We start from the raw sequence: 25588 nt of genomic DNA on the forward strand, positions 1-25588 counted from the left end.
TTTTGTAAGCCTCTGACGGATCTGATTGTCGTAGGCGGAATGGTTGGCTAACCGACGAGGCCGTGCTCTTTACAAGCTCAGGCCACGTCCCTGCCGCTGGGTGGCGCCACGGCGTCGCGAGGCGGCCTGACGACGGAGTCGCTGGAAGTCGAGAGCCCTCGGGGGCTGCCGGCGTGATGCTCCGCGCGCGGGTGAGGGCGGAGGCGAGGGCGAGCTGCGCGCGGGCACCGAGGTCGAGCGCGCGCCGCGCGCGCCACGGGCGAAAGACGGCGCAATCGAGGCGGCTCGGGCGGGCGCGCGGACAGCCATGATCTCCCGGCGCGCTCCGTGACGATCTCGAGCCTCGTTTTTCCTCATAAACCGCTCGTTGGGTACCACATGCCGCACACTCCCGTTGCCATCGTGGGCGCAAGCGCCCTTTTCCCCGGCTCCACGGACTCCGTGGGATTCTGGCGAGACATCCTCGCAGGGCGCGACCTCATCACCGATGTGCCGCCCTCGCACTGGCTCGTGGAGGACTACTACGATCCCGATCCCTCGGCGCCCGACAAGACCTACGCGAAGCGCGGAGCGTTCCTGTCGCACGTGCCGTTCGATCCGATGGAGTTCGGCGTCCCGCCGAGCATCCTGCCGGCCACGGACACGTCGCAGCTGCTCGCGCTGATCGTCGCCCAGCGGGTGCTCGACGACGCGACGCAGGGGCAGTTCGCGGCGATGAACCGGGAGCGCGCGAGCGTGATCCTCGGCGTGACCTCGGGGCAGGAGCTGCTCAGCACGATGGTGAGCCGGCTGCAGCGGCCGATATGGCTCAAGGCGCTGCGCGAGTCGGGCATCCCCGAGGACGAGGCGAAGGGCATCTGCGACCGGATCGGACGCGAGTACGTGCCCTGGCAGGAATCGACGTTCCCCGGCCTCCTCGGCAACGTGGTCGCCGGCAGGATCGCCAACCGCTTCGACCTGCGCGGCACGAACTGCGTGACCGACGCGGCCTGCGCGAGCACGCTGTCCGCGCTCTCGATGGGGCTCGCGGAGCTCGCCACGGGGCAGTCGGATCTGGTGATCGCCGGGGGCGTCGACACCATGAACGACATCTTCATGTACATGTGCTTCAGCAAGACGCCCGCGCTCTCGAAGTCAGGCGACTGCCGCCCGTTCGCCGACGCGGCCGACGGGACGCTGCTCGGCGAGGGGATGGCGATGGTGGCGCTCAAGCGCCTCGCGGACGCCGAGCGCGACGGCGATCGCGTCTATGCCGTGATCCGCGGGATCGGGTCGTCGTCGGACGGCAGGAGCAAGAGCGTCTACGCGCCGCTGCCGGAAGGCCAGGCGCGCGCGCTCCGGCGCGCCTACGAGGCCGCGGGCTACGGGCCCGACACGGTGGAGCTCGTCGAGGCGCACGGCACGGCCACGAAGGCCGGCGACGTGGCGGAGTTCGAGGGGCTCCAGATCGCGTTCGGCGAGAGCGGCCGGGCGGACCGCCAGTGGTGCGCGCTCGGGTCGGTGAAATCGCAGATCGGACACACGAAGTCCGCCGCGGGCGCGGCGGGGCTCTTCAAGGCGGTCATGGCGCTCCATCACAAGGTGCTCCCGCCGACCATCAAGGTGGATCGCCCGAACGCCAAGCTCGATATCGAGAAGAGCCCTTTCTACCTCAACACACGGTCGCGGCCGTGGATCCGCGGCGCGTCGCACCCGCGGCGCGCGTCGGTGTCGAGCTTCGGGTTCGGCGGGAGCAACTTCCACGTGACGCTGGAGGAGTACACGGGGCCGGGCGCGCGCGCGTTCCGCCTGCGGACGAGCCCGACGGAGCTCGTGGTGCTCTCGGCCGAGAGCGCGGCGGGCCTCGCGGCGAGGTGCGAAGAGGCCGCCCGGAAGGCGGCGGACGCGGGGCTCGCCGCGGCGGCGCGCGCGTCGCAGGCGGCGTTCCGCGCGTCGGATCCGGCGCGCCTCGCGGTGGTGGCGAGCGACGCCGACGACCTCCGCGTGAAGCTCGAGCAGGCGCGCGCCCGCGCCGCCGCGCAGCCGGACGCCGCGTTCTCGACGCCGACGGGGATCCACTACGGCGCGGGCGCGCCGGCGGGCTCCGTTGCGTTCCTCTTCCCGGGGCAGGGCAGCCAGTACGTCGGCATGGGCGCGGACGTGGCCATGGGCTTCGACGCCGCGCGCGCGGTGTGGGACGAGGCCGCCGCGACGCGATTCGAGGGCCAGGGCGTCCACGACGTCGTCTTCCCGCGCCCCGGCTTCACGGACGCGGACGGGCAGGCGCAGGCGCAGCGGCTGACGTCGACCGAGTGGGCGCAACCCTCGATCGGCCTGACCAGCCTCGCGCTGCTCGCCGTCCTGCGCGGGGCCGGCGTGAGCCCCGAGCACGTGGGCGGCCATAGCTTCGGGGAGATCACGGCGCTGTGCGCGGCGGGCGCCCTCGCCGCGTCGGACCTCGTCGGGATCGCGCGGCGGCGCGGCGAGCTCATGCGCGACGCGTCGACGACGCCCGGCGCGATGACCGCCGTCGCGCGGCCGATCGACGAGGTGCGCGCGCTGCTCGTCGAGCTCGAGAGCCCCGTCGTCGTGGCGAACCACAACCACCCCGCGCAGGTCGTGCTCTCCGGCGGCGAGGAAGAGATCGCGCGCGTCGAGCGGCACCTCGCCGCGAAGGGGGTGACCGCGAAGCGCCTGCCGGTGGCGACCGCGTTCCACAGCCCGCTGGTCGCGCCGTCGAGCGGGCGCTTCGCGGAGTTCCTGGCGGGGGTGCCCTTCGCGACGCCGGCCACGCCGGTCTGGTCGAACGCCGAGGCGGCGCCTTATCCGACGGACGCCGCGTCGATGCGCGCGCTGCTCGCCGAGCAGATCGCGCGGCCCGTGCGCTTCGTCGAGGAGATCGAGGGGATGTGGGCCCGCGGCGCGCGGACGTTCGTGGAGGTCGGTCCGGGGTCGGTGCTCACCGAGCTCGTCGGCCGCATCCTGCAGGACCGCCCGCACGCGGCCATCGCGCTCGATCGCAAGGGCAAGCACGGGGTCACGAGCTTGCAGGAGGGCCTCGGTCGGCTCGCCGTGGCGGGCGTCGCGGTCGACTTCGCGCCGCTGTGGGACGGCTACGCGCCCGAGGCGGCGCCGAAGAAGAAGCCCGCCATGACCGTCCCCATCAACGGGGCGAACTACGCCAAGCCGTATCCGCCCCCCGGCGGCGCCGCGGCGCTGCCGAGACCGAACCCGCCCCGCCCGAAGGAGACGCCCGCCGCGCCGCCGGCCGCGACGAGCTCGGCGCAGGTGGTCGCGCCCGCTGCGGCGCACGCGGCGGCGCCGGCTGCTGCGCACATGGCCGCGCACGCGGCTGCGCCCGCGGCGGCGTACACGGCCACGCACGCGGCTGCACCCGCGGCGGCGTACACGGCCGCGCCCGCTGCTGCGCACACGCAGGCCGCTGCGAGCGACGCGCTCCCGCCGTGGGTGCGCGCCTACGAGGAGTACCAGCGCCACGCGGCGGAGACGCACGCGGCCTACCTCAAGTCGGTGGCCGACACCCACGCGACCTTCCTGCGAACCGTGGAGACGTCGTTCTCGGATCTGAGCGCGCTGGTCGGCGGACAGCCGCTGCTCGGCGCTCCATCGTTCGCGCCGCCGGCGCACGCCCTCGCGCCGCTCGCCGCTCCCGTTCCGCTCGCCGCTCCCGCGCCGCTCGCCGCTCCCGTGCCGCTCGCCGCTCCCGTGCCGCACCCGGCCGCAGCGGCGCCCGCATCGCTCCAGCCCCTCGCGGCGCCTGCGCCCCCTCCCCTCGCCGCCGCCGTCGCAGAGACGCCTGCTCCCGCAGCGGCGGCGCGGCTCGAGGCGCTGATGCTCGCCGTCGTCGCCGAGAAGACAGGCTACCCCGCCGAGATGCTCGCGCTCCACATGGAGCTCGAGGCAGACCTCGGCGTCGACTCCATCAAGCGCGTCGAGATCCTCTCCGCCGTCCGCGAGCGCGCCCCCGGCTTGCCCGAGGTCAACCCCGCCGAGATGGCCGCCCTGCGCACCCTCGGACAGACCGTCGACTACCTCCGCTCCCGCGCCCCGCAGGCCGCTCCGGCGCCAGCGCCCACCGCAGCAGCAGCGGCAGCTCCCGCCGCGGCCCCCGCGCTCGCCCCGGCGCAGCTCGAGGCGCTCATGCTCGCCGTCGTCGCCGAGAAGACAGGCTACCCCGCCGAGATGCTCGCGCTCCACATGGAGCTCGAGGCAGACCTCGGCGTCGACTCCATCAAGCGCGTCGAGATCCTCTCCGCCGTCCGCGAGCGCGCCCCCGGCTTGCCCGAGGTCAACCCCGCCGAGATGGCCGCCCTGCGCACCCTCGGACAGACCGTCGACTACCTCCGCTCCCGCGCCCCGCAGGCCGCTCCGGCGCCAGCGCCCACCGCAGCAGCAGCGGCAGCTCCCGCCGCGGCCCCCGCGCTCGCCCCGGCGCAGCTCGAGGCGCTCATGCTCGCCGTCGTCGCCGAGAAGACAGGCTACCCCGCCGAGATGCTCGCGCTCCACATGGAGCTCGAGGCAGACCTCGGCGTCGACTCCATCAAGCGCGTCGAGATCCTCTCCGCCGTCCGCGAGCGCGCCCCCGGCCTGCCCGAGGTCAACCCCGCCGAGATGGCCGCCCTGCGCACCCTCGGACAGACCGTCGACTACCTCCGCTCCCGCGCCCCGCAGGCCGCTCCGGCGCCAGCGCCCACCGCAGCAGCAGCGGCAGCTCCCGCCGCGGCCCCCGCGCTCGCCCCGGCGCAGCTCGAGGCGCTCATGCTCGCCGTCGTCGCCGAGAAGACAGGCTACCCCGCCGAGATGCTCGCGCTCCACATGGAGCTCGAGGCAGACCTCGGCGTCGACTCCATCAAGCGCGTCGAGATCCTCTCCGCCGTCCGCGAGCGCGCCCCCGGCCTGCCCGAGGTCAACCCCGCCGAGATGGCCGCCCTGCGCACCCTCGGACAGACCGTCGACTACCTGCGGAAGCGCTCGGGCGCTCCACCCGCGCCCCGGGCCGAGGCACCCGCACCACCGAAGCACGCCGCGATCGAGCGGTTCGTCTTGATCGAGGAGCCCGCGCCGGCCCCGGGGCTCACGATGTCCGGGCTCCTCGGCGCGCGCCGCGTCGTGGTCACCGACGACGGCGGGGGCGTCGCGCCGCACGTCGCGCTCGCGCTCTCCGAGCGCGGCGTCGCCGCCGACGTCGTGGCGTCGGTCTCCGGCGAGCCGGACGCCGTGATCTTCCTCGGCGGGCTCCGCCGGGCGCCGACCGTCGACGACGCCGTGGCCGTGAACCGCGAGGCCTTCATGACCGCCCGCGCGATCGCGCCGCGCTTCACGGCGGAGGGCGGCGTCTTCGTGACCGTGCAGGACACGGGCGGCGACTTCGGCCTGTCGGGGCGCGACGCGCGGCGCGCGTGGCTCGCAGGCGTCTCGGCGCTGGCGCGGACGGCGGCGCTCGAGTGGCCGAGCGCCTCGGTGAAATCGATCGACGTCGAGCGCGGCGAGCGCGGCCCGGAGGAGATCGCGCGCGCGATCGTCGACGAGCTCTTCACCGGCGGCGCGACGCGCGAGGTGGGGCTCCACGCGGACGGGTCGCGCACCACGCTGCGCTGCGTCCCGCGGGAGGTCGCTCCCGGCGGCGCCATCGCGGCGCCCGGCGACGTCGTCGTCGTCTCCGGCGGCGGCCGCGGCGTGACGGCCGCCTCGATCGTCGCGCTGGCGCGCCGCGCGCCCCAGCGCATCGTCCTGCTCGGCCGCTCGCGCCTCGAGGACGAGCCGCCCGCGTGCCGCGGCGTCGAGGGCGACGCGGGCCTGAAGCGAGCGCTGCTCGCCGAGGCCAGGGCGCGAGGGAGCGCGCCGTCGCCCGCGGAGCTCGGCGCCATGGTCGCGCGCGTCCTCGCGAACCGCGAGATCCGCGCGACGCTCGACGCGATCCGCGCCGCGGGCTCCGAGGTGCGCTACGTGCCGGTCGACGTGAAGGACGCGGGCCGCCTGCGCGAGGCGCTCGACGAGGTGCGAGAGAGCTGGGGCCCGATCACCGGGATCGTCCACGGCGCCGGGGTCCTCGCGGACAAGCTCATCGCGGAGAAGACGCCCGAGCAGTTCGATCGCGTGTTCGACACCAAGGTCGCGGGCCTGCGCGCGCTCCTCGACGCCACGGAGGGCGACCCGCTGCGGTGGATCGCGCTGTTCTCCTCGGTCGCCGCGCGCGCCGGCAACCTCGGCCAGTGCGATTACGCGATGGCGAACGAGGTGCTCAACAAGGTGGCGGCAGCGGCGCGGCGCGCGCGCGGCGGGCAGCTCGTCGCCAAGGCGATCGGGTGGGGACCGTGGGAGGGCGGGATGGTGACGCCCGAGCTCAAGGCGCGCTTCGACCAGATGAGCGTCGCGCTCCTCCCGATCGAGGAGGGCGCGCGGCGCTTCGTCGACGAGATCGAAGGCTCGCCGGACGAGGTGGAGACCGTCATCGGCGGGGCGATGGAAGGCGGCCCGCTCGGCGCCGCCTCCGCGGCCGCGATGTCCGTCGAGGTCGCCGTGAACGGGCGGTCGCACCCGTACCTCGGCGACCACCGCGTGGGCGGCAGGCCCGTCGTGCCGGTGGCGATGGCCATCGAGTGGTTCGCCCGCGCGACGCGGTCGTTCCGCCACGACGCCGGCCCGCTCGTGCTGCGCGACCTGAAGGTGCTGCGCGGGATCAAGCTGGAGCACTTCGAGAACGGCGGCGACCGCCTCACGGTGCTCTGCACGCCGCGCGTGAGCGACGGCGGGGACGAGCTCTCGGTCGAGCTGCGCGGGCGCGACGGGGCGCTGCACTACAGCGCCACCGCCGACGTCTCCTCCCGCCCGCGGCGCCTGCCCGAGCGCGCGCCCGACCCCTCGCTCGGCGCGTGGCGCCACGGGCAGGTGTACGACGGCCACGTGCTCTTCCACGGCCCGAGCTTCCAGGTGGTCCGGCGCGTCGATGGCGTCTCGCGGGAGGGGATCGTCGGGAGCCTCACGGGCACGCGCGAGCGGGGCTGGCCCGAGGCGTGGCGCGTCGACGCGGCGGCGCTCGACGGCGCGCTGCAGCTCGCGCTCCTGTGGTCGCGGGACGTCCTCGGCGGGGCCTCGCTGCCCATGTCGATCGCGGCGCTCGAGAGCTTCGTCGACGTGCTCCCCGAGGGCCCCATCCGCTGCGTCGTGCACGGGCGGCAGGTGCTCGAGGCGCGCGCTGTGTGCGACATGACGCTCGAGGACGCCTCGGGCCGCCCGATCGCGGCGCTCCGCGGCGTCGAGACGATCCTCCGCCCGGGCGAGGCAGCCGCCCGGAACGGCGCGCAGGCGGGCGTCGCGTCGTGAGGTTCGAGCCGATCGCGATCGTCGGGCAAGGCTGCGTCCTGCCCGGCGCGCTCTCGCCCCGGGCGCTCCACGAGGCCGTCCGCGCGCGTCGTTGCGCGGTGACGGGCGCGCCGGAGGGCCGCCTCCGGCTCTCGGCCGCGCACGCGATGGGCCCGGCCGATCAGGCCGGCGACCGCATGTGGAGCGACGCCGGCGGCTACGTCGAGGGCTTCGATCCCGCGTTCGACCCGGCGGGGTTCCGGCTCGACGAAGGCGCCGTGCGCGCGCTGGATCCATCGCTGCAGTGGGTGCTGCACGCAGCGCGCGAGGCGCTGCGACCGCTGGGCCACGACCGGACGTCGGCGCGCGCGGGCCTCGTGCTCGGGAACCTCTCGTTCCCGACGCCGGCGATGGCGCGCTACGCCGAGAGCGTCTGGCTCGACGCCCAGGGCGCGGCGTTCCTCGACGGCGCCGCGCGCGGGATGGCGGCGTCCGGGCGCCCGGATCCGCGGAGCCGCTTCATGTCGGGGCTGCCCGCGTCGCTCGCGGCCGAGGCGCTCGGCCTCGGCGGGGGCGGCTTCGCGCTCGACGCGGCGTGCGCTTCCTCCCTGTACGCGATCAAGCTCGCCTGCGACAGGCTCCACGATCGCACGGCCGATCTGATGCTCGCGGGCGCCGTGAACGCCGCGGATCCCCTCTTCTTGCACATGGGGTTCTGCGCGCTCGCCGCCATGAGCCGCTCCGGGACGAGCCGCCCGTTCCACCGGGACGCGGACGGGCTCGTCCCCGCCGAGGGCGCGGCGATCGTCGCGCTCAAGCGCCTCGCGGACGCGCGCGCGGCGGGTGATCGCGTCCTCGGCGTGATCCGGGGGGTCGGGCTCTCGAACGACGGCCGCGGGCGGGGGCTCCTCTCGCCCTCGGAGGAGGGCCAGATCCGCGCGATGCGCCTCGCGTACGCGGCGGCGGGGCTGACGCCGGCGGACGTGTCGCTGATCGAGTGCCACGCGACGGGCACGCTCGTGGGGGACGCCACCGAGGTGCGCTCGACGGCGGCGGTCTTCGAGGGGCAGCGCGACGTCCCGATCGGCTCGCTGAAATCCAACCTGGGGCACCTGATCACCGCCGCCGGCGCCGCGGGCCTGATGAAGGTCCTCGGCGCGCTCGAGGCCGGGGTGCGCCCCGCCACGCTGCACGCGGAAGCGCCGATCGAGGCGCTCCGGGGCTCTCCTTTCCGCCTGCTCGCCGAGGAGGAGCCCTGGCCCTCGGACCGCCCGCGCGTCGCGGCCGTCAGCGCGTTCGGGTTCGGCGGCAACAACGCCCACCTGCTCGTCTCGCAGGACGACCCGGGGACCGCGCCGGCGTCGTTCGTGCCGGCGCGGCCGAGGCCGGCCGTCGCGATCGTCGGGATCGGCGCGCTGCTCGGCGACACGACCGGCGCGCCCGAGGCGGCGCGCGCCGTGCTCGGCGGCGAGCCCTGGAACCCCCGGCGCGCGGAGGTGACCGTCGCGCAGGAAGGGCTGCGCTTCCCGCCGCGCGACCTCGAGCAGACGCTGCCGCAGCAGCTCCTCGTGTTCGAGGCCGCGCGCGAGGCCACCGCGGGGATCAGCGTGCCGCGCGAGCGGACGGGCGTGCTCGTCGGCATGGGGTGCGACCCCGAGGTGGCGCGCTACGGGCTGCGCTGGCGGCTCGCGGACCTCGCCGACGCGTGGTCATCATCCCGCGCGCGGGGGGGCCACGAGGCGCCGCCGGACTGGCTCGGGCGGGCGCGCGACGCGGTGCTGCCGAAGCTCACGGCGGTCGGCGTCCTCGGGACGATGCCGAACATCCCCGCGAACCGGATCAGCAGCCAGCTCGATCTCGGGGGGCCGGGGTACACGGTCTCCGCCGAGCAGGCGTCCGGCGTGGTGGCGCTCGAGATCGCGGCGCGCGCGCTGCGCGAGGGCGAGCTCGACGCTGTCGTCGTGGCGGCCGTGGACCTGTCGGACGAGCCCGTGCACCGCGCGGCGCTCTCGGCGCTGGGGCTCGAGACGGCGACGGGCGACGCGGCCGTGGCGCTCGTGCTCAAGCGCCTCGACGACGCGCGGCGCGACGGCGATCGCGTGCTCGCCGAGCTGGACGAGGAGGGCGCGCCGGCGCTGCGCGTCGGCGACGGCGACGGCGCCGTCGACCCCCTCGCGCGCGGCGCGGCGCACGCGGCGGCGGGTCTCCTGCACGTCGCCGCGGCGGCGTGGAGCGTGCACCACGGCGCGCGCCCCGCGCCCCACGGCGGCGCGCGCGGGGCCGCGCCCTGGTTCGGCGCGCGCACCGCGGAGACCCGGACGCGGGTGCTCGGGGGCGCGGACGCGTCGGTGCGGCTCTCGGCGCGGGGGCCCGCGGCGCCGCTCGGCTTCGAGCCGCCGCCGCGCCTCTTCGTGTACGGCGGCGCGGATCGCGCGTCCGTGCTGCGCGCGCTCGCGGAGGGGCGCCCGTCGGAGGGAGGCCCGGCCCGGCTCGTGCTGGTCGCCACGAGCGAGGAGCAGCGCGCTGCGCGCGCGGCGCAGGCGCGGCTGCACCTCGAGCAGGGTGGCCCGGCGCCCGAGGGCGTGGCGTACCGGGACGCGCCGGCCGGCGGCCAGCTCGCGTTCGTGTTCACGGGGGCCGCGGCGTCGTACGCGGGCATGGGGCGCGAGCTCGCGCTGGCGATGCCGGACGTGACGGCGCGCCTCGGCGAGCGGTTCGCTTCCATGGAACAGGCGGCGAGGTGGATCTTCGACCCGCCCGAGGCGCCGAGCCACCCGCTCGATCAGCTCTGGGCGAGCGCGTTCCTCTGCCAGCTCCACGCCGAGGTGTCGCGGCGCGTGCTCGGGCTCACACCCGACGCGACGGTCGGCTACTCGTCGGGCGAGAGCAACGCGCTCTTCGCGACGGGCGCGTGGCGCGATCTCGACGCGATGATCCGGGACTGCTCGGAGAGCGCGGTGTTCACCACCGAGCTCGTCGGCGAGTTCGCGGCCGCGCGCCGCGCCTGGCGCAAGCTCGGGGGCGGCGGGGCGCGGGAGGCGTGGAAGGCGTGGAGCGTCGCCGCCCCCGTCGAGGCGGTGCGCGAGGCGCTGCGCGGCGAGCCGCTCGCGCACCTCACGATCGTGAACACGCCGGAGGACTGCGTGATCGGCGGCGAGGCGTCCGCGTGCGAGCGGGTCGTCGAGCGGCTCGGGCGCGGGCGCGCGATGCCGCTCGGCTACGAGATGGCGGCGCACTGCCCGGAGATCGAGGAGATCCGAGAGGCGTGGTACGACCTGCACCACCGCGCGACGTGGGAGGTGCCGGGCGTGCGCCACTACTCGGCGGGGCGCGCGACGGCGTTCCAGGCGACGTCCGGCGCGGCCGCCGAGGCGATCACGGCGCAGGCCCTGGGGACGCTGGATTTCCCGCGGATGATCGAGCGGGCGTGGGCGGACGGCGTGCGCGTGTTCCTGGAGCACGGGCCGCGCGGGCTGTGCAGCGGGTGGATCAGGCGCATCCTTGGGGAGCGCGAGCACGTGGCCGTGCCGCTCGACGTGGCGGGCCGGAGCGGCGTGCAGCAGCTCGCGAACGCGGCGGCGTGGCTCATCGCGGCCGGCGTGCCCGTGGACCGCGGCGCCCTCGAGCGGTCGCTCGGTGCGGTCGGCGTGCCGCCTGCTCCGCAGCGCGCGACGCTGAAGATCCCGGCGCATCCGCCGGCGATCCGCCTGCCGCCCCTCGAGCAATGGATGGCGCCCGCGCCGCGCCTCGTGCCGGTGCTCGGCGACGCCGCGGCAGCGCCGGTGAAGGCGCCGGCGCCCGCGCCGGTGCAGGCCGCCACGCCCGCCTTCGTGCAGGCCGCCACGCCCGCCTTCGTGCAGGCCGCCACGCCCGCCTTCGTGCAGGCCGCCGCGCCCGCCTTCGTGCAGGCCGCCGCGCCCACCTTCGTGCAGGCCGCCGCGCCCGCCTTCGTGCAGGCCGCCGCGCCCGCCTTCGTGCAGGCCGCCGCGCCCGCACAGGCGCGGCTCGCCGCGAGGTCGCCGGCGATCTCGAGCAGCTCGCCCGCGGGCGAGATCGTCGCGCGCGCCACGGAGCAGCAGGCGCGCCTCGGCGCGCTGCATCGCGAGTTCCTGGCGTCGCAGGCCACCGCGCACGCGCAGTTCCTCGCGCTCCAGCAGGGCCTGCTGGGGCGCTTCTTGCGCGCGTACGAGCACCAGGCGAGCCCTCCTCCCCCGCCGCCCCTTCCCTCGCTCCCGCCGGCCGCGCCGCCCCTTCTCTCGCTCCCGTCGGTCGCGCCGCCCCTTCCCTCGCTCCCGCCGGCCGCGCCGCCCCCTGGAGGCGCCGGCGAAGCCATGGCTCTCCTCCAGCCCGCGCCGGTCCCTCCGGCGGCCTCAGGAGATGTGTCGGCGGCCAGCGGCCCGGTCGGAGGGCGGCCCCTCCTGCCCGGCCCGAAGCTCGATCGCGCGCAGCTGGAGGTCCTCGCCTCGGGGAAGATCTCCTCGGTGTTCGGGCCGGCGTTCGCCGAGCAGGACGGGTTCCACCGTCAGGTCCGCATGCCGATGCCGCCGCTCCTGCTCGCGGATCGCGTCACCGGGATCGACGCCACGCCGGGCTCGATGGGCACCGGCGCCCTCTGGACGGAGACCGACGTCACGGAGGAGAGCTGGTACCTGCACCAGGGCCGCATGCCCGCCGGGATCATGATCGAGTCGGGCCAGGCCGATCTCCTGCTCATCTCGTGGCTCGGGGCCGACCGGCTGAACCGCGGCGAGCGCGTCTACCGGTTGCTCGGCTGCGAGCTCACCTACCACGGCGAGCTCCCGGAGCCCGGCGACACCCTCGCGTACGACATCCACGTCGACGGCCACGCGAAGCAGGAGAACATCCGGCTCTTCTTCTTCCACTACGACTGCCGCATCGGCGGGGCGCTGCGGCTCTCGGTGCGCAGCGGCCAGGCCGGCTTCTTCACGGACGCGGAGCTCGCGGCCTCGGGCGGCGTCCTGTGGGACGCCGCGACGGCGGAGCACGACGCCGCGGCCAGGCTCGATCCGCCCGCGATCGCGTGCACGAAGCGCTCGTTCACGGCGGACGACGTCCGCGCGTTCGCCGACGGCCGCGCCGCCGACTGCTTCGGGCCGGGTTACGAGAGGGCCCGCACGCACGTGCGCTCGCCGCGGATCCAGTCCGGGCCGATGCTCCTCCTGCGCGAGGTCACGGAGCTCGACCCGCGCGGGGGCCCGTGGGGGCGCGGCTACCTTCGCGCCGAGGCGCCGATCTCGCCCGACGACTGGTACTTCACCGGCCACTTCCTCAACGACCCCTGCATGCCCGGCACGCTCATGTTCGAGGGCTGCTTGCAGGCGATGGCCTTCTACCTCGCGGGCATGGGCTTCGCGGTCGACCGCGACGGCTGGCGGTTCGAGCCGGTCACCGGGCACAAGATCGCGATGCGCTGCCGCGGCCAGGCGATCCCCTCGTCGCGGCGGCTCGTCTACGAGGTCTTCGTCGAGGAGGTCGTCGCCGGGCCCGTGCCCACCGTCTACGCCGATCTCCTCTGCACGGTGGATGGCCTGAAGGCGTTCCACGCGCGCCGCGCCGGGCTCAAGCTCGTCCCCGGCTGGCCGCTCGAGGAGTGGAGCCGGCTCCCGCTCGCCTCGGCGGCGGATCCAGCGCACCACGCGGCCGCGCTGGACCTGCGCCGCCTCGGGGGCCTCCGCGGCTTCGCCGCGAGCAAGCCTCCGGCGTCGCACGAGGGGTTCCCCTTCGACTACCCCTCGCTCCTCGCGTGCGCGTGGGGGCGCCCCTCCGCCGCGTTCGGCCCCATGTACGCGCCCTTCGACGGGCCGCGCAAGGTCGCGCGCCTCCCCGGCCCGCCGTATCACTTCATGTCCCGGATCACGCACACGGACGCGCCGCCGGGGCAGTTCCGCGTCGGCGTCACGATCGAGGCGGAGTACGACATCCCCGCGGAGGCCTGGTACTTCGACGAGAGCGGGCACCCCTCCATGCCTTGCTGCGTGCTCATGGAGGCCACGCTCCAGCCGTGCGGGTGGCTCGCGAGCTACGTCGGCAGCGCGCTCACGACCGACACGGATATCCTGTTCCGCAACCTCGACGGGACCGCGACGATGCCGGCCGAGATCTTCCCCACCGCGGGCACGCTGCGCACGCGCGTGAAGATCGTCGACATCTCGCGATCGGCCGGGATGATCATCGAGTCGTTCGAGGTCGAGAGCTTCATCGGCGAGACGGTCGTGTTCCGGATGAACACCGTCTTCGGGTTCTTCCCCAAGGAGGCCTTCGACAACCAGGTCGGCCTGCCCGTGAGCACCGAGGACCGCGCGCGCATCGACGGCGCCTCGTCGTTCCTGCTCGATCTCCGGCGCCGGCCCGCGCGCTACTTCGACGGCGCGCCGAGGCTGCCCGCGCCCATGCTCTGCATGCTCGACCGGATCACGGCCTGGGCGCCGGACGGCGGCAAGAAGGGGCTCGGCTGGGCGCGCGGCGAGAAGGACGTCGACCCCGCCGAGTGGTTCTTCAAGGCGCACTTCTTCCAGGACCCCGTGCAGCCCGGCTCGCTCGGCATCGAGGCGCTCGTCCAGCTGCTGCAGTTCGCGATGATCGAGCGGAACATGGGCGACGGCGTGCCGGGCGCCCGGTTCGAGCCCATCGCCATCGACCGCCCGTTGGTCTGGAAGTACCGCGGCCAGGTCGTCCCGGCGAACCGTCGCATCACCACCGAGATCGACATCCTCGAGGTAGGCGAGGACGCGCGCGGCCGCTTCGCCGTCGCCGAGGGCTCGCTGTGGGTGGACGGGAAGCGCATCTACCATGCCCGTCAGCTCGCGATGCGCATCGTGCCTGGCGGCGAGAAGGCCGCGCGGGCGCCGCGCGAGGAGATCCTCGACCCGGCGCTCGACACATGGCTCGGCGACCATCGCCCGACGTGGACGCTCCCCGCGCTGCCGATGATGTCGATGCTGGACCGCCTCGCGGGCGCCGCGACGCGCGAAGCCGCGCCCGGGACGGCGCAGCGCGTCCTCGAGATCACCGACGTCCAGGTGCAGCGATGGCTGCCGTTCCCGGGCGGCCCCGAGCGCCTCCGCGCCGAGGTGAGCGAGCGCGACGGCGCCCGGCACGTCACCCTGCTCGCCTTCCGGGAGGCGCGCGACGCCGCGCTGTCGCGCTTCGAGCCGGTCGCGACGGGGCTCGTTCGCCTCGGCGCGCAGTTCCCCTCCCCGCCCGCGCCGTTCCCGCCGCTCCTCGACGCGGTCGAGATGGAAGACCCGTACGCGTCGGGCGCGCTGTTCCACGGCCCGTCCTTCCAGATGGTGCGGTCGCTGCGCCTCGGCGCGGGCGGGGCCTCCGCGCTCCTCGACGCGGCGGAGCGCGGCGTCCCGCGCGGCGCGCTGCACCAGGGGCTCCTCGACGCGCTCACCCACGCGATCCCGCACGACGATCTCGCGCGCTGGTCTCCGGACATCCCGGACGATCACGTCGGATACCCGTATCGCATCCCGTCGATCCGCTTCTTCGGGGAGCTGCCCGTGTCGGGGGAGGCTCGGGTGGAGGTCCGCTTCGCCGGCTTCGACGGCGAGCCTCGGTTCCCCAGGTTCGATGTCCAGCTCCTCGTCGGGGGCGCCGTGCGCGCGGCGCTCACGCTGGTCGACGTGCTCCTCCCGAAGGGGCCGATCGGCCGCGCGAGCCGCGCGGAGCGGCGCGCGTTCCTCCGCGACCGCCGGTTCGTCCCGGGGGTGCGCCTCGCGCGTGTCGAAGACGACGCCACCGTGGCCGCGCTCGAGGACGTGAAGCCGAGCGACTGGCTCCCCGGCAACGTGGCGCGGATCTACGGCGCCGCGCCCGGCGGGGACCTCGTCGCCGAGGTGGCCGTGCGCGACCACGTGGCGCGGCGCGCCTTCGTTCACCCGAGCGCGGTGCGCCCGAGCGCGGACCTCACGAGCGCCACGGCGACCATGCGCCCGCTGCGCCGTCACGCCCTGCGCGTCGCGCGCGACGCGCACGCGGTCCGCGTCACGGAGCCGCGCCCGCCGGCGATGGATCTCTCGCCCGTCGAGGCGCACTGGCGCGCGTGGTTCGGCATCGGCGCGTGGCCCGTCGAGGATCTCTACTACGGCCTCATCGAGCGCTTCGTCGGCGACGTCGTGATCGCCGATCCCGAGGCGTGGGACCGAGCGCGCGGGCGGAGCTGCCTCTACCTCGCCAACCACCAGGTGGCGGTCGAGTCCCTCCTCTTCTCGGTGCTCGTCTCGGCGCTCTCGGGCGTCTCGACGGTCACGCTCGCGAAGGCGGAGCACCGGGGCACGTGGGTGGGCGAGCTCATCCGGCACAGCTTCACGTATCCGGGGATCACCGACCCGGGCCTCATCACGTTCTTCGACCGGGAGGACCGCGACTCGCTGATGCGGATCATCGGCGACCTCGCGATCGACATGGCGCAGCGGGGGAAGAACGTGATGGTGCACGTCGAGGGCACGCGCGCGCTCTCGTGCCGGAAGCCCGTCGTGAAGATGAGCTCGTCGTTCATCGACATGGCGCTGGCGGTCGGCGCGCCGATCGTGCCCGTCCGGTTCGCCGGCGGGCTCCCGGTCGAGGAGCTCCCGCGCCGGCTCGAGTTCCCCGTGGGCTTCGGGCGCCAGGACTTCTGGATCGGCCGCCCCATGCTCCCGGAAGAGCTCTCCGCGCTGCCCTTGAAGGAGCGGAAGCAGGTGGTGATCGACGCGATCAACGGCCTCGGTCCCGCGCCCCTCCACGAGGAGCCGACCCCGCCGGATCCGGCCTTCGCGGAGCGCGTGGACGCATGGGTGGCGCGCACCGGGGCGAGCCCCGAGCACGCCGCGCTGCTCGCCACGCTGGACGCGCAGGCCGACTACCGCTCCGAAGCGACGCGGCGGCTCGTCGAGGGCGCGCGCGCGGGGCAGATCGCGGGCGACGCGTCCCCCGAGGGGCGCTGGCTCGCAGGCCTCGCGCGGTGGCTGCTCGCCGCCGGCGGCGCGCCGGAGGCCCCGCCGGCGCCGTGAACCGGCGCGCGCCCTCTGCCCGGTACCCGAGGGCAGCGGGGCGCGCGCGCCAGCAGAAGACCGGTGAGCGATGGGTGGGACTGCCCATCTCGCGCCGGCCACACCTCGTGTGACCGGCGCGAGACCTCAGTGATCCCGATTCCGGCAGAACGCCTTGTACTTCTCCTTCACGAGCTCGATGAAGGCCGGGATCTCCGGCTCCACCGCCTCGGCGATCTTCCTCGCGGCCTGGATCTCGACCAGGTTGTACTGCCTCACCGAGGGCGCGAACGTGACCTGGGCGGAAGCGGCCTGACGTGTGCCCGCGTCGCGCATCATGAGGAACATCGAGCGGAGCGCGTCCTGGAACCGCCCGAGCGGCGAAATCTGCGACAGGATCTCGGTGACCGACCACTTGTGCGTCTCCCGAGGGAGCCGCGCCGGCGCGGGGATCACGTTCGACGCGATGATGAAATCAGCCCCTTCCTCGACGAGGCAGCTCACCGGCACGTTGTTCATGATGCCGCCGTCCACGTAGCGTATCCCGTCCACGATCTCCGGGACGATCGCCGCGGGCACCGCGGTGCTCGCATACAGCGCGCGGAGCACCGAGCCGTGACGGAAGACGCACGCCCGGCCGGTCTGGATGTCCACCGCCACGGGGAACGCCGGGATCGGCAGGTCCTGGAGGCGCCGGTGCGGGACCATGCGATTGCACAAGGCACCCAGGGGCTTCCGTGTGATCGGCGAGAACGCGAGCCGCCACGCGAACTCCGGCCCACTCTCCAGGAGCTCGTCCAGCGCCTCCAGCCCTCGGCTCGCGTAGCCAACGGCGACCACGCTCCCCATGCTGGTCCCCGAGAGCATGTCGATCGGGATGCCCGCCTCGACGAGCGCGCGCACGAGCGGCACGTGCGCGAAGCCCCACGCGGATCCTCCCCCGAGGGCGATCCCGACCGACTGGTGTGTGAGCGTCCGCGCGAGCCGGTGGAGCGCCGTCCGGTTCGCCTGCGTGAGCGACTCGAAGCGCATCTCCTGGGAGATCTGGTCGATCCTCAGGCGGATCGCGCCGCTCCGCACGGTCTGCTGCTCCTCCTTGCTGCCCGCCGGCCGGAGCTCGACGTACTGCACCGACGTCAGCTGGGGGGTCTCGATCGGGAACGAGCGCTTCAGGTCCTCCGTGAAATAGACGGTCGACGAGACGCGGTTGTCGATGATCGTGTCCCACACCGGCTCGGCGAGCCACCGGAGCGAATCATCGATCCTCGAGTACAGGATCACATACCTGGCCCCGAGCGACCGCACGCGCTCGTCCAGTACCTCCATGCCGCGCGCCGGGTCTCTCGGGACCTGCAGGCGCAGATCGTCCCCGGCGTCGCCGCCGGCCCCTTCGGGCGCGACCTCCAGGACGACCACCCGCTTCTCGCCGATCGAGGCGAGCGAAGCCTGGATCAGCGACGCTGCGGCGCGGGCGTCGCAGCGCGTGCCGTTCACCAGGAGGATGATGTCCTGCGGCTTCGACAGGGGCTTGTTCGACCCGAGCCGCGCGGCGACCGCGAGGCGGAACGCGCCATCGGCGCGCTTCAGCGCCTCGAGGTCGATGCGAGCGATGGCCAGGACCTCCGTCTCGAGCTTCGCCTCGGCCGACTCGGAGCGCGGCGTCGACGCGAGGAGGTCGGTCTCGCCGAACATGCCGCCTCGCCCGAGCACGACCGTCGTCTCCCGCTCGCCCGACGGCGTCGTGCGGGTGAGCTCCACCTCGCCGCTGACGACGATGTAACACATCGTCGACGGTTCCCCGTCTCGATAGAGGAAAGCTCCCGCGGAGAACCGCATCAGCGTCGTCTCCTGCAGGAGCCGGTAACGGAGCACCGAGCTCGTGTTCCGCAGCAGGGGAGCGTGCTGCAGGATGTCGGCCAGATCGACGATCCGGCTGTCCTTCGAGAGGCGGACGGAGAGCTGCTTGCGCAGCCCGGGCGCCTCGGCGTCGGCGCGGCGGAGCGCCTCGTCGCTCCAGCTCGCGACCAGGGTGTCCCGCTCGGCGCTGTAGGAGAACAGATTCGGCTCGCCGACCAGCAAATTGCCGCCGAAGATCCCCCCGCGCGAGAGCATCCCGGAGACCTCCCGCATCGAGCTCCCCAGATAGGCGCACACCTCGCCCTTCAAGACGAGGTAGAGGTTCTCGGCCTTCGCCCCCTCGGTCCCGATCGTGTGCTCGGCGGGGAAGCGCTCGATCCGGGCCGTTCGAAGCAGCGCATCGACGTACTGCCCGCTCAACGCGCGGAGGCTCGGCGCGATCGCTACCACCTCCTGGAGCTCGGTCCTGTCGTCCGAGCTCGTCGATGACGTGGAGGCGTTGCCCTTCGAGTCGTCCGTCCTTGCTGCATTTAGCGTCATGGTCCTGTCTTTCAGAGGCTGCTCCGGCCGAGAGCTCACGAGAAGCGCGAACGAGCCCCCCGCCGGCACAGATGATTGATTATCCTTGACGTGGCCTCGCCGAACGCCAGAGCCCACGACCTACCCTGTGTACAAAAGCGCTGGCACGTTAACTGGGATATACCGGCCTGGGGAAGAGCGTTGTTCAGGTCAGGCCGCTGTAGCGCCTCACCCTCCAGGGCCCGACGTCCATCCTTCCGTCCGAAGCGGCGCGCCGTGATGTTGAATGACCTTCGGCGGCATGCGCTGCTCAGCGCGCTCGCTGATCGGAGAAATGCTCGATGACGAGATCCCTCGCGTAGCGCGCGGCGTCCTCGAGGGTCTCGAAGTTCATCGTGCTTCCGGCGAGGTAGATCCCGTCTTTGCCCTGCAAGGCCTCCAGCCGCTGGTAGACCCCCTTGTCCAGGAGCGCCTTCCCGAAATGAGGGAAGTAGGCCCACGTCTTCTTCGTGATCACCCGGAGGATCTTGCCGCCATGCCCGGCGACGTCCTCCTCGAGCATCCGGTCCAGCTCTTCCTGCCGCAGCGACCCGTCCGAGATCTGGAAGGCGAGGAACACGTTGCTGTCGGTGTAGCCGGACGCGATCGCGAGCGCGCGCCCCATGTTCTTCCGCCACGTGTTCTCGTAGAGGAGGACGAGGCTCTGCCTCTCGAGCCCTTCGGCTTCGAGCAAGGAGACAACGAATCGATAGGTCCTGAGCTCCTTGATCATCCCCGCCACGTCGGCCGGGAACTCCATGAACCTCGAGGCCTGGTCCAGGAGGGCGGTGACGATGACGCGGTCGAACGTCTGGCCCTCTCCGTTCACCGTCAGCTCGACCCCTTGGGCGGTCCGGGCGAGGCGGGTCACCTCCGACCGCAGGCGCACGTCGAGCGTCTTCGCGAGCTCGGTCCATAGCCGCTGCATTCCCTCCGTGGGGAACAGGAACCCGGGCGAGATGCGGGGGCTCAGGGCCTCGCGGGCAGCGTCCCTGATGACGCCCGTCACGAACCAGTTGAACAGCTTGAGGATGTACTGCGCCGGGATCTCCTCGTAATAGCCGTACCCGCACGCGGCCGTGAACGACCGCAGCAGGTCGGCCAGCGGGGCGAACCCGTGCGCCTCCGCGAACTCGCTGAAGTTGACGTGCAGCGCGGGGTCCGTGCCGGAATACCCGGGCCGGAACACCGCAGCGTAGCGGACGCGGACCTTCGCGTAGTTGAGCAGGGAGCGCGCGAGCACGCGGGCGCCGTACTTCTCCTTCGCCACGTCGCGTAACGGAAGCCTCCTCCCGTCCGCGTCGACCTGGGTCTTCTTCATCCTGGAGGGCTCCAGGGCGATCCCCAGCTCCGCAGCGAGCTGATTGACAACCTCGTAGTCGCGGAGGACCCAGACAGCGCCGAGGGCGTAGGAGCGCCCTCCATGCTCGAAGGCCAGCGCCTTCCCGCCCGCGGAGTCGCCCTGCTCGAACACCGTGACGTTGCGATACCCCAGCTTCTTGAGCGTGTGGGCCGCCGTCAGCCCCGCGGCGCCCGCGCCGACGACGGCGATGCGCAGGTGCTCCAGGCCGGCCCGCGCGCGAGCGCCCCTCGAGGCGCGCGTCGCGCTCATGACGTCACCTCTGCCACGGTCTGAGGCCGTCGCCCCGCGCGCGGCGCAATCGAGGGAGCCGCCCGGTCGGAGAAATGTTCGATGACGAGATCCCTCGCGTAGCGCGCGGAGTCCTCGAGAGACTCGAAGCTCATCGTGCCTCCGACGAGGAAGATCCCGTCCTTGCCCTGCAAGGCCTCGAGCCGCTCGTAGACCCCCGCATCCAGGAGCTCCCGCGGAAAGTGAGGGAAATAGACCCACGAGCGCTTCGCCACGACGCGGACGACCTTCCCGCCGTACCGGGCCACGTCGGCCTCGAGCAGCCGCTCCAGCTCGTCCTCCGGTATCGAGCCATCGGAGATCTGGTTGGTGGTGAACAGGTTGGTGTCGGCGTAGCGGGTCCCGAGCACGAGCATGCGCCCCATGTTCTTCCGGAACATGTTCTCGTAGAAGAAGCTTGTATTCTGCCGCTCGACGCCCTCGACCTCGACGAGGGAGATGTGGCATCGATAGGTCCTGAGCCCCTTGATCATGCCCGCCACGTCGGCGGGGAACTCCATGAAGGTCGAGGCCTGGTCCAGGGCGGCGGACACGATGACGCGATCGAACGTCTGTACCTCTCCGTTCACGGTCAGCGCGATCCCCCGGGCCGTCCGGGCGACGCGGGTCACCGCCGAGCGCAGGCGGACGTCGAGCGTCCTCGCGAGCTCGGTCCAGATCCGCTGCGCCCCGCCCTCGGGGACCACGAGCCCGGGGAGGCGGAGCCCCAGGGCCTCGTTCGCCGCGTCCCTGAGGGCGATCCGCACGATCCAGTTGAACAGCTTGAGGAGGTACTGCGCCGGGACCTCTTCATAGTAGCCGTACCCGCACGCGACCGTGAACGCCCGCAGCATGTCGGCCAGCGGGGCGAACCCGTGCGCCTCCGCGAACTCGCTGAAGTTGGCGCGCACCGCGGGCGGCGCGCCGGCGAACCCAGGCGCGAAGGCCCTCGCGTACCGGGCACGGACCTTCGCGTAGTTGAGCAGCGCGCGCGCGACCGCCGCGGCGCCATATTTCTTCTTGGCCACCGCGGCGAACGTCATCCTGCTCCCGTCCGCCTCGACCTGGTACTTCTTGACCCGGTACGCCTTCGTGGCGATGCCGACCTCCGCGGCGAGCTGATTGACGACCTCGTAATCGCTCGAGAGCCAGATCGCCCCCATCTCGTAGGTGTGCCCGCCGTGCTCCAGGGTGCACGCCTTCCCGCCCACGGCCTCGCTCCGCTCGAACACAGCGACATGGCGGTATCCGAGCTTCTTGAGCGTGTGGGCCGCCGTCAGCCCCGCTGGGCCCGCGCCGACGACGGCGATGCGCAGGTCCTCCAGGCCGACCCGCGCGCGAGCGCCTGTAGGTGTCCGTGTCGCGTTCATGAGTTCCCCTCTGCAATCGTCCGAGGCTGCACTGCGTGGACCGCTCCATCGAAGGGAACGGCCGGATGCCGCCCAGGTAGCCGAAACCTGGAGGCGCGTCATCCAGGTCACATCGGACGCCGTCCGCGCAGGCCCACGCGGCGAGCGCTCGGCGACGGCGTCCGGCGCGCCCAGGTCACATCGGACGCCGTCCGCGCAGGCCCACGCGGCGAGCGCTCGGCGACGGCGTCCGGCGCGCCCGGCGCGACCGCTCAGCCGCCGCGCCGCCCGTCCAGCCACGCCTGGAGCAGCAGCGCCGCCGCCGCCCCGTCGACGCGCTCCTTGCTCTTGCGCCCCGAGACGCCCCCGTCGCGCAGCCGCCGTGCCGCCTCGACCGTGGTCAGCCGCTCGTCGACCAGCTCCACCTCCACCCCGGCCGCGTCGGCCAGCGCCTGGGCGAAGGCGATCGCCCGTCGCGCGGCCGGCCCCTCGTCCCCGTTCATCTCGAGCGGCAGCCCGACCAGGAACCGCGTGATGCCTTCGTCCCGGGCGAGCGCCGCGAGCGCTTCGAGCAGCGCCCTCCGGTTCCGCCCGTCGAGCAGCGGCCGCGGGTGGGCGTAGAGCCCGAGCTCGTCGGTCACGGCCACGCCGACGCGGGCCTTCCCAAGATCGATCGCCGCTGCGCGTGTCTTCTTCATGCCTCTGGAACCAGCACATAGCCCCCGGACGGTGAGCCGGCGAGACCCGAGCGCACCGGGGAGGCATGCGAGCCGCTTGACCCGCTCGCCAGCACCGACCATAAGCGCCGCGCGATGGAACTGCGCGCGGTCAGGGGGATGAACGACATCCTCCCCGAAGAGGTGGAGCGCTGGCACAAGCTCGAGGGGGCCTTCCGCCTCCACGCGGAGCTCCACGGCTATGCCGAGGTGAGGACGCCGCTGCTCGAGCCGACGGAGCTCTTCCGCCACCAGATGGGGGAGACGACGGACGTCGTCGAGAAGGAGATGTACTCCTTCGAGCGGCACGGCGACGCGCTCACGGTGCGGCCCGAGGGCACCGCGGGCGCCGCGCGCGCGTACGTCGAGCACGCGGTCCACGCGAAGGAGCCGGTGACCCGCTGGTACTACCTCGGGGCGATGTTCCGCGGCGAGCGGCCGGCGAAGGGGCGCTACCGCCAGTTCTACCAGGCCGGCTGTGAGCTCTTCGGCGATCCGGGGCCGCTCTGCGACGCCGAGACGATCGACCTCGTCGCGGGCTTCCTGGAGCGCATCGGCATCACCGACTTCGTCGTCCACGTGAACTCGCTCGGCAGCGCGGGCACGCGCGAGCGCTACCGCGACGCGCTGCTCGCCCACTACACCCCGCGCAAGGAAAAGCTCAGCGAGGACTCGCAGCGCCGCCTCGAGAAGAACCCGCTGCGCATCCTCGACTCGAAGGACCCGCGCGACCACGACGTGTCGCGCGACGCGCCGATGATCCTCGACCTGCTCGACGACGCGGACCGGGCGCACTGGGACGGCGTGCTCCGCTGCCTCGACGTGCTCGGCGTGAACTACGTCATCGACCGGTCGCTCGTGCGCGGCCTCGACTACTACACGCGCACGCTCTTCGAGGTGAAGGCGACCTCGGGCGATCTCGGCGCGCAGAGCACGCTCGCGGGCGGCGGCCGCTACGACAACATGGTCGCGGGGCTCGGCGGGCCGAGCGTGCCGGCGATCGGCTTCGCGATGGGGATGGAGCGGCTGCTCACGATGATGCCCGGCGACGCGGCGCGCCGGAAGCCCGGCTGCTTCCTCGCCCCGCTCGGCCAGGTGGGCGCGGATCGGGCGCTCGTCCTGGCGAAGCAGCTGCGCGCGCTCGGCGTCTCGGTCGAGCTCGACGGGCGCGGCGGGCGGCTCAAGTCGATGCTCCGGCGCGCGGACGCCGTCGGCGCGCGGCTCTGCGTGATCCTGGGCGACTCGGAGATCGAGCGCGGCGTGCTCCAGATCAAGGACCTCGCGGCGCACGTGCAAGAGGAGATCCCGCTCGAGGGCGCGGCGCGCGTGCTCGCGGACCGGACGCTCGAGTCATCACCCGGCGGCGGCCAGCGGGGAGCGCGTTGACCTACAAGGCGAAGGGAGAGCAGGGCTGCTGGCGGAGGGCGCGCGGCGCGCCGGCGCGCGAGGCGCGGGGCGCGGCGCTCGCGGCCGCGCTCGCGGCGCTCGGCGCGCCGTCCGTCGCGGCGGCGCAGGTCGGCTTCGGCCAGCCCGGCATGGGGCCGCCCCCCTCGAGCTCGCCGCAGCAGCCGCCGCCCGGCACGCCGGAGACGCACGCCGCGCCGACGTCCGAGGAGAGCCCGATCCAGACCCAGGAGCCGACGCTGCCGCAGGACCCGCTGGCGGTGCCGCCGTCGGTCAAGAAGCAGATCGGCACGAACGACCCCGGCGAGTGGGAGCGCGGGCGCGCCGAGGAGATCCAGCGCGACTGGTACGGCCTCTACTACGGCGAGCGGAGCGGCAAGTACCAGTTCCGGACGCTCTTCCCCCTCTGGGCGGAGCGCAAGATGCCGGGCGATCGCGCCACGATGGTGACGCCGCTCTACTACAACCGGCGGAGCAAGGACGTCGACGCCGACGTGCTCTTCCCGTTCTTCTGGAAGCTCCGGGACGAGAACACCTACACGACGATCGTCGGCCCGTTCATGCACCGCGAGTCCGAGGGGCGCCCCGCGAGCCCCGGGCGCAAGGCGGAGCCGGGCCGGCACGACAACTGGCTCGCGCCGCTCTTCTTCGAGGGCAAGAGCGACGACGGGAGCGGCTACTTCCACGTCCCTCCCCTGCTGACCTTCACGCACCACACGGCGCGGAGCGGCTTCAACCTCGTCGGCCCCCTCTTCTGCAGCTGGAAGGGCGGCCCCACGTGCGACGCGCGCACGGCCGACAAGATCGATCTCGGCCTGGCCCCGCTCTACTTCTACGGCCGCGACGAGAGCAGCGAGTACGAGGTGATCCCGCCGCTCCTGCACTACTACCACTACAGCGACGTCGGCGACCGCTCGACGAACGTGTGGGGGCCGCTGCTCTGGCAGCACTCGCGCCAGGGTGACGTGTTCAACGTCATGCCGTTCTACTGGCACAGCTGGGGCAAGAACCACGATCGGACGACGCTGTTCCCGTTCTTCCACTACGGGGTCGAGGGCAACTCGAACCTGCTCATCACGCCGCTCTTCGTGAAGGCGCGCGGCGAGGAGGGGGAGAGCACCTTCGCGACCTGGGGCTACGCTCGCTACCGAGGGCGGACGGAGCTCGACATGATCACGCCGCTCTTCTGGCAGTACCGCGATCCGGACATCGACCTCGAGCGGACGATGCTGCTGCCGTTCTATTACCGGAACACCTCGCCGCGCAGCGACGACCTCGCCCTGTTCCCGCTCTACGGCCGCTTCAAGCGCCACGGGCTGAGCGACACGACGTGGCTCACGCCGCTCATCCGCCACACGCGGGATCTCACCGGCTGGGAGACGGACATCTATCCGTTCTTCTACGCGGGGCGCGAGCGCAACGCGACGCACCTCGTCGTCGCGCCGTTCCTCTGGGACTTCGCGTCGCCGACGTCGCGCACCACGGTGGTGCTGCCGCTCTTCTTCCGGTTCGCCGACCAGAGCTCGGTCACGCAGCTCGCGCTCAACACCTTCTACAAGGAGCAGCGCGGGCGGCGAGGCAAGGAGTGGGAGTTCCACTTCTTCCCCGTGTTCTCGTACGGCGAGACGCCGGAGGGGCACTGGTGGAACCTCCTGTACGGGCTCGCCGGGTACACGCGCCAGGGCACGATGTCGAAGATGCGCGCCCTCTACGTCCCGATCCAGCTGAGCGAATGAGCGCGGCGCGGCGCTCGGCGCCGCGGCGGCAAGCGCGTGA

The 25588-nt window shown here is 73.4% G+C and carries 8 protein-coding genes; 4 read left to right on the forward strand and 4 right to left on the reverse strand.

The genetic code is table 11. The features are described 5' to 3' along the window. Positions 1-378 precede the first annotated feature (378 nt). Together WME89_RS28770 and WME89_RS28775 are read left to right on the forward strand one after the other, a co-directional pair. The gene (locus WME89_RS28770; RefSeq protein WP_438002888.1) at positions 379-7323 is read left to right on the forward strand and encodes an SDR family oxidoreductase; all 6945 of its coding nucleotides are present in this window, start codon (positions 379-381) and stop codon (positions 7321-7323) included. Further along, the gene (locus tag WME89_RS28775) at positions 7320-16319 is read left to right on the forward strand and encodes a beta-ketoacyl synthase N-terminal-like domain-containing protein (RefSeq protein WP_438002889.1); all 9000 of its coding nucleotides are present in this window, start codon (positions 7320-7322) and stop codon (positions 16317-16319) included. The genes WME89_RS28770 and WME89_RS28775 overlap by 4 nt, the downstream gene beginning before the upstream one ends. Before the next feature lie 126 nt (positions 16320-16445). Here the strand turns inward: WME89_RS28775 and WME89_RS28780 are convergent, their stop codons facing one another. The 4 genes from WME89_RS28780 to ruvX form a co-directional block, all read right to left on the reverse strand. After that, positions 16446-18695, reverse strand: coding sequence for a cyclic nucleotide-binding domain-containing protein (locus WME89_RS28780; protein WP_438002890.1), 2250 nt, complete (start codon positions 18693-18695; stop codon positions 16446-16448). 289 nt (positions 18696-18984) lie between these two features. Further along, positions 18985-20325 carry an FAD-dependent oxidoreductase gene (locus WME89_RS28785; protein WP_438002891.1) on the reverse strand — a complete coding sequence of 447 codons (1341 nt, stop codon included), beginning with the start codon at positions 20323-20325 and terminating at the stop codon, positions 18985-18987. Continuing rightward, positions 20322-21713, reverse strand: coding sequence for a flavin monoamine oxidase family protein (locus WME89_RS28790; RefSeq protein ID WP_438002892.1), 1392 nt, complete (start codon positions 21711-21713; stop codon positions 20322-20324). The genes WME89_RS28785 and WME89_RS28790 overlap by 4 nt, the downstream gene beginning before the upstream one ends. 251 nt (positions 21714-21964) lie before the next feature. Continuing rightward, positions 21965-22390 carry a Holliday junction resolvase RuvX gene (gene ruvX / locus WME89_RS28795; RefSeq protein WP_437497266.1) on the reverse strand — a complete coding sequence of 142 codons (426 nt, stop codon included), beginning with the start codon at positions 22388-22390 and terminating at the stop codon, positions 21965-21967. 114 nt (positions 22391-22504) lie between these two features. Here ruvX and hisS point away from each other — a divergent pair, with 114 nt between their 5' ends. Both hisS and WME89_RS28805 read left to right on the forward strand, forming a co-directional pair. After that, positions 22505-23794, forward strand: a complete 1290-nt coding sequence (gene hisS, locus WME89_RS28800) for a histidine--tRNA ligase (RefSeq protein ID WP_438002893.1) — start codon at positions 22505-22507, stop codon at positions 23792-23794. Next, the gene (locus tag WME89_RS28805) at positions 23791-25548 is read left to right on the forward strand and encodes a hypothetical protein (protein WP_438002894.1); all 1758 of its coding nucleotides are present in this window, start codon (positions 23791-23793) and stop codon (positions 25546-25548) included. Before hisS ends, WME89_RS28805 begins: the two co-directional genes overlap by 4 nt. Positions 25549-25588: the final 40 nt, after the last annotated feature.

It is taken from the genome of Sorangium sp. So ce321, from assembly GCF_051530195.1.
Classification (GTDB): Bacteria; Myxococcota_A; Polyangia; order Polyangiales; family Polyangiaceae; genus Sorangium.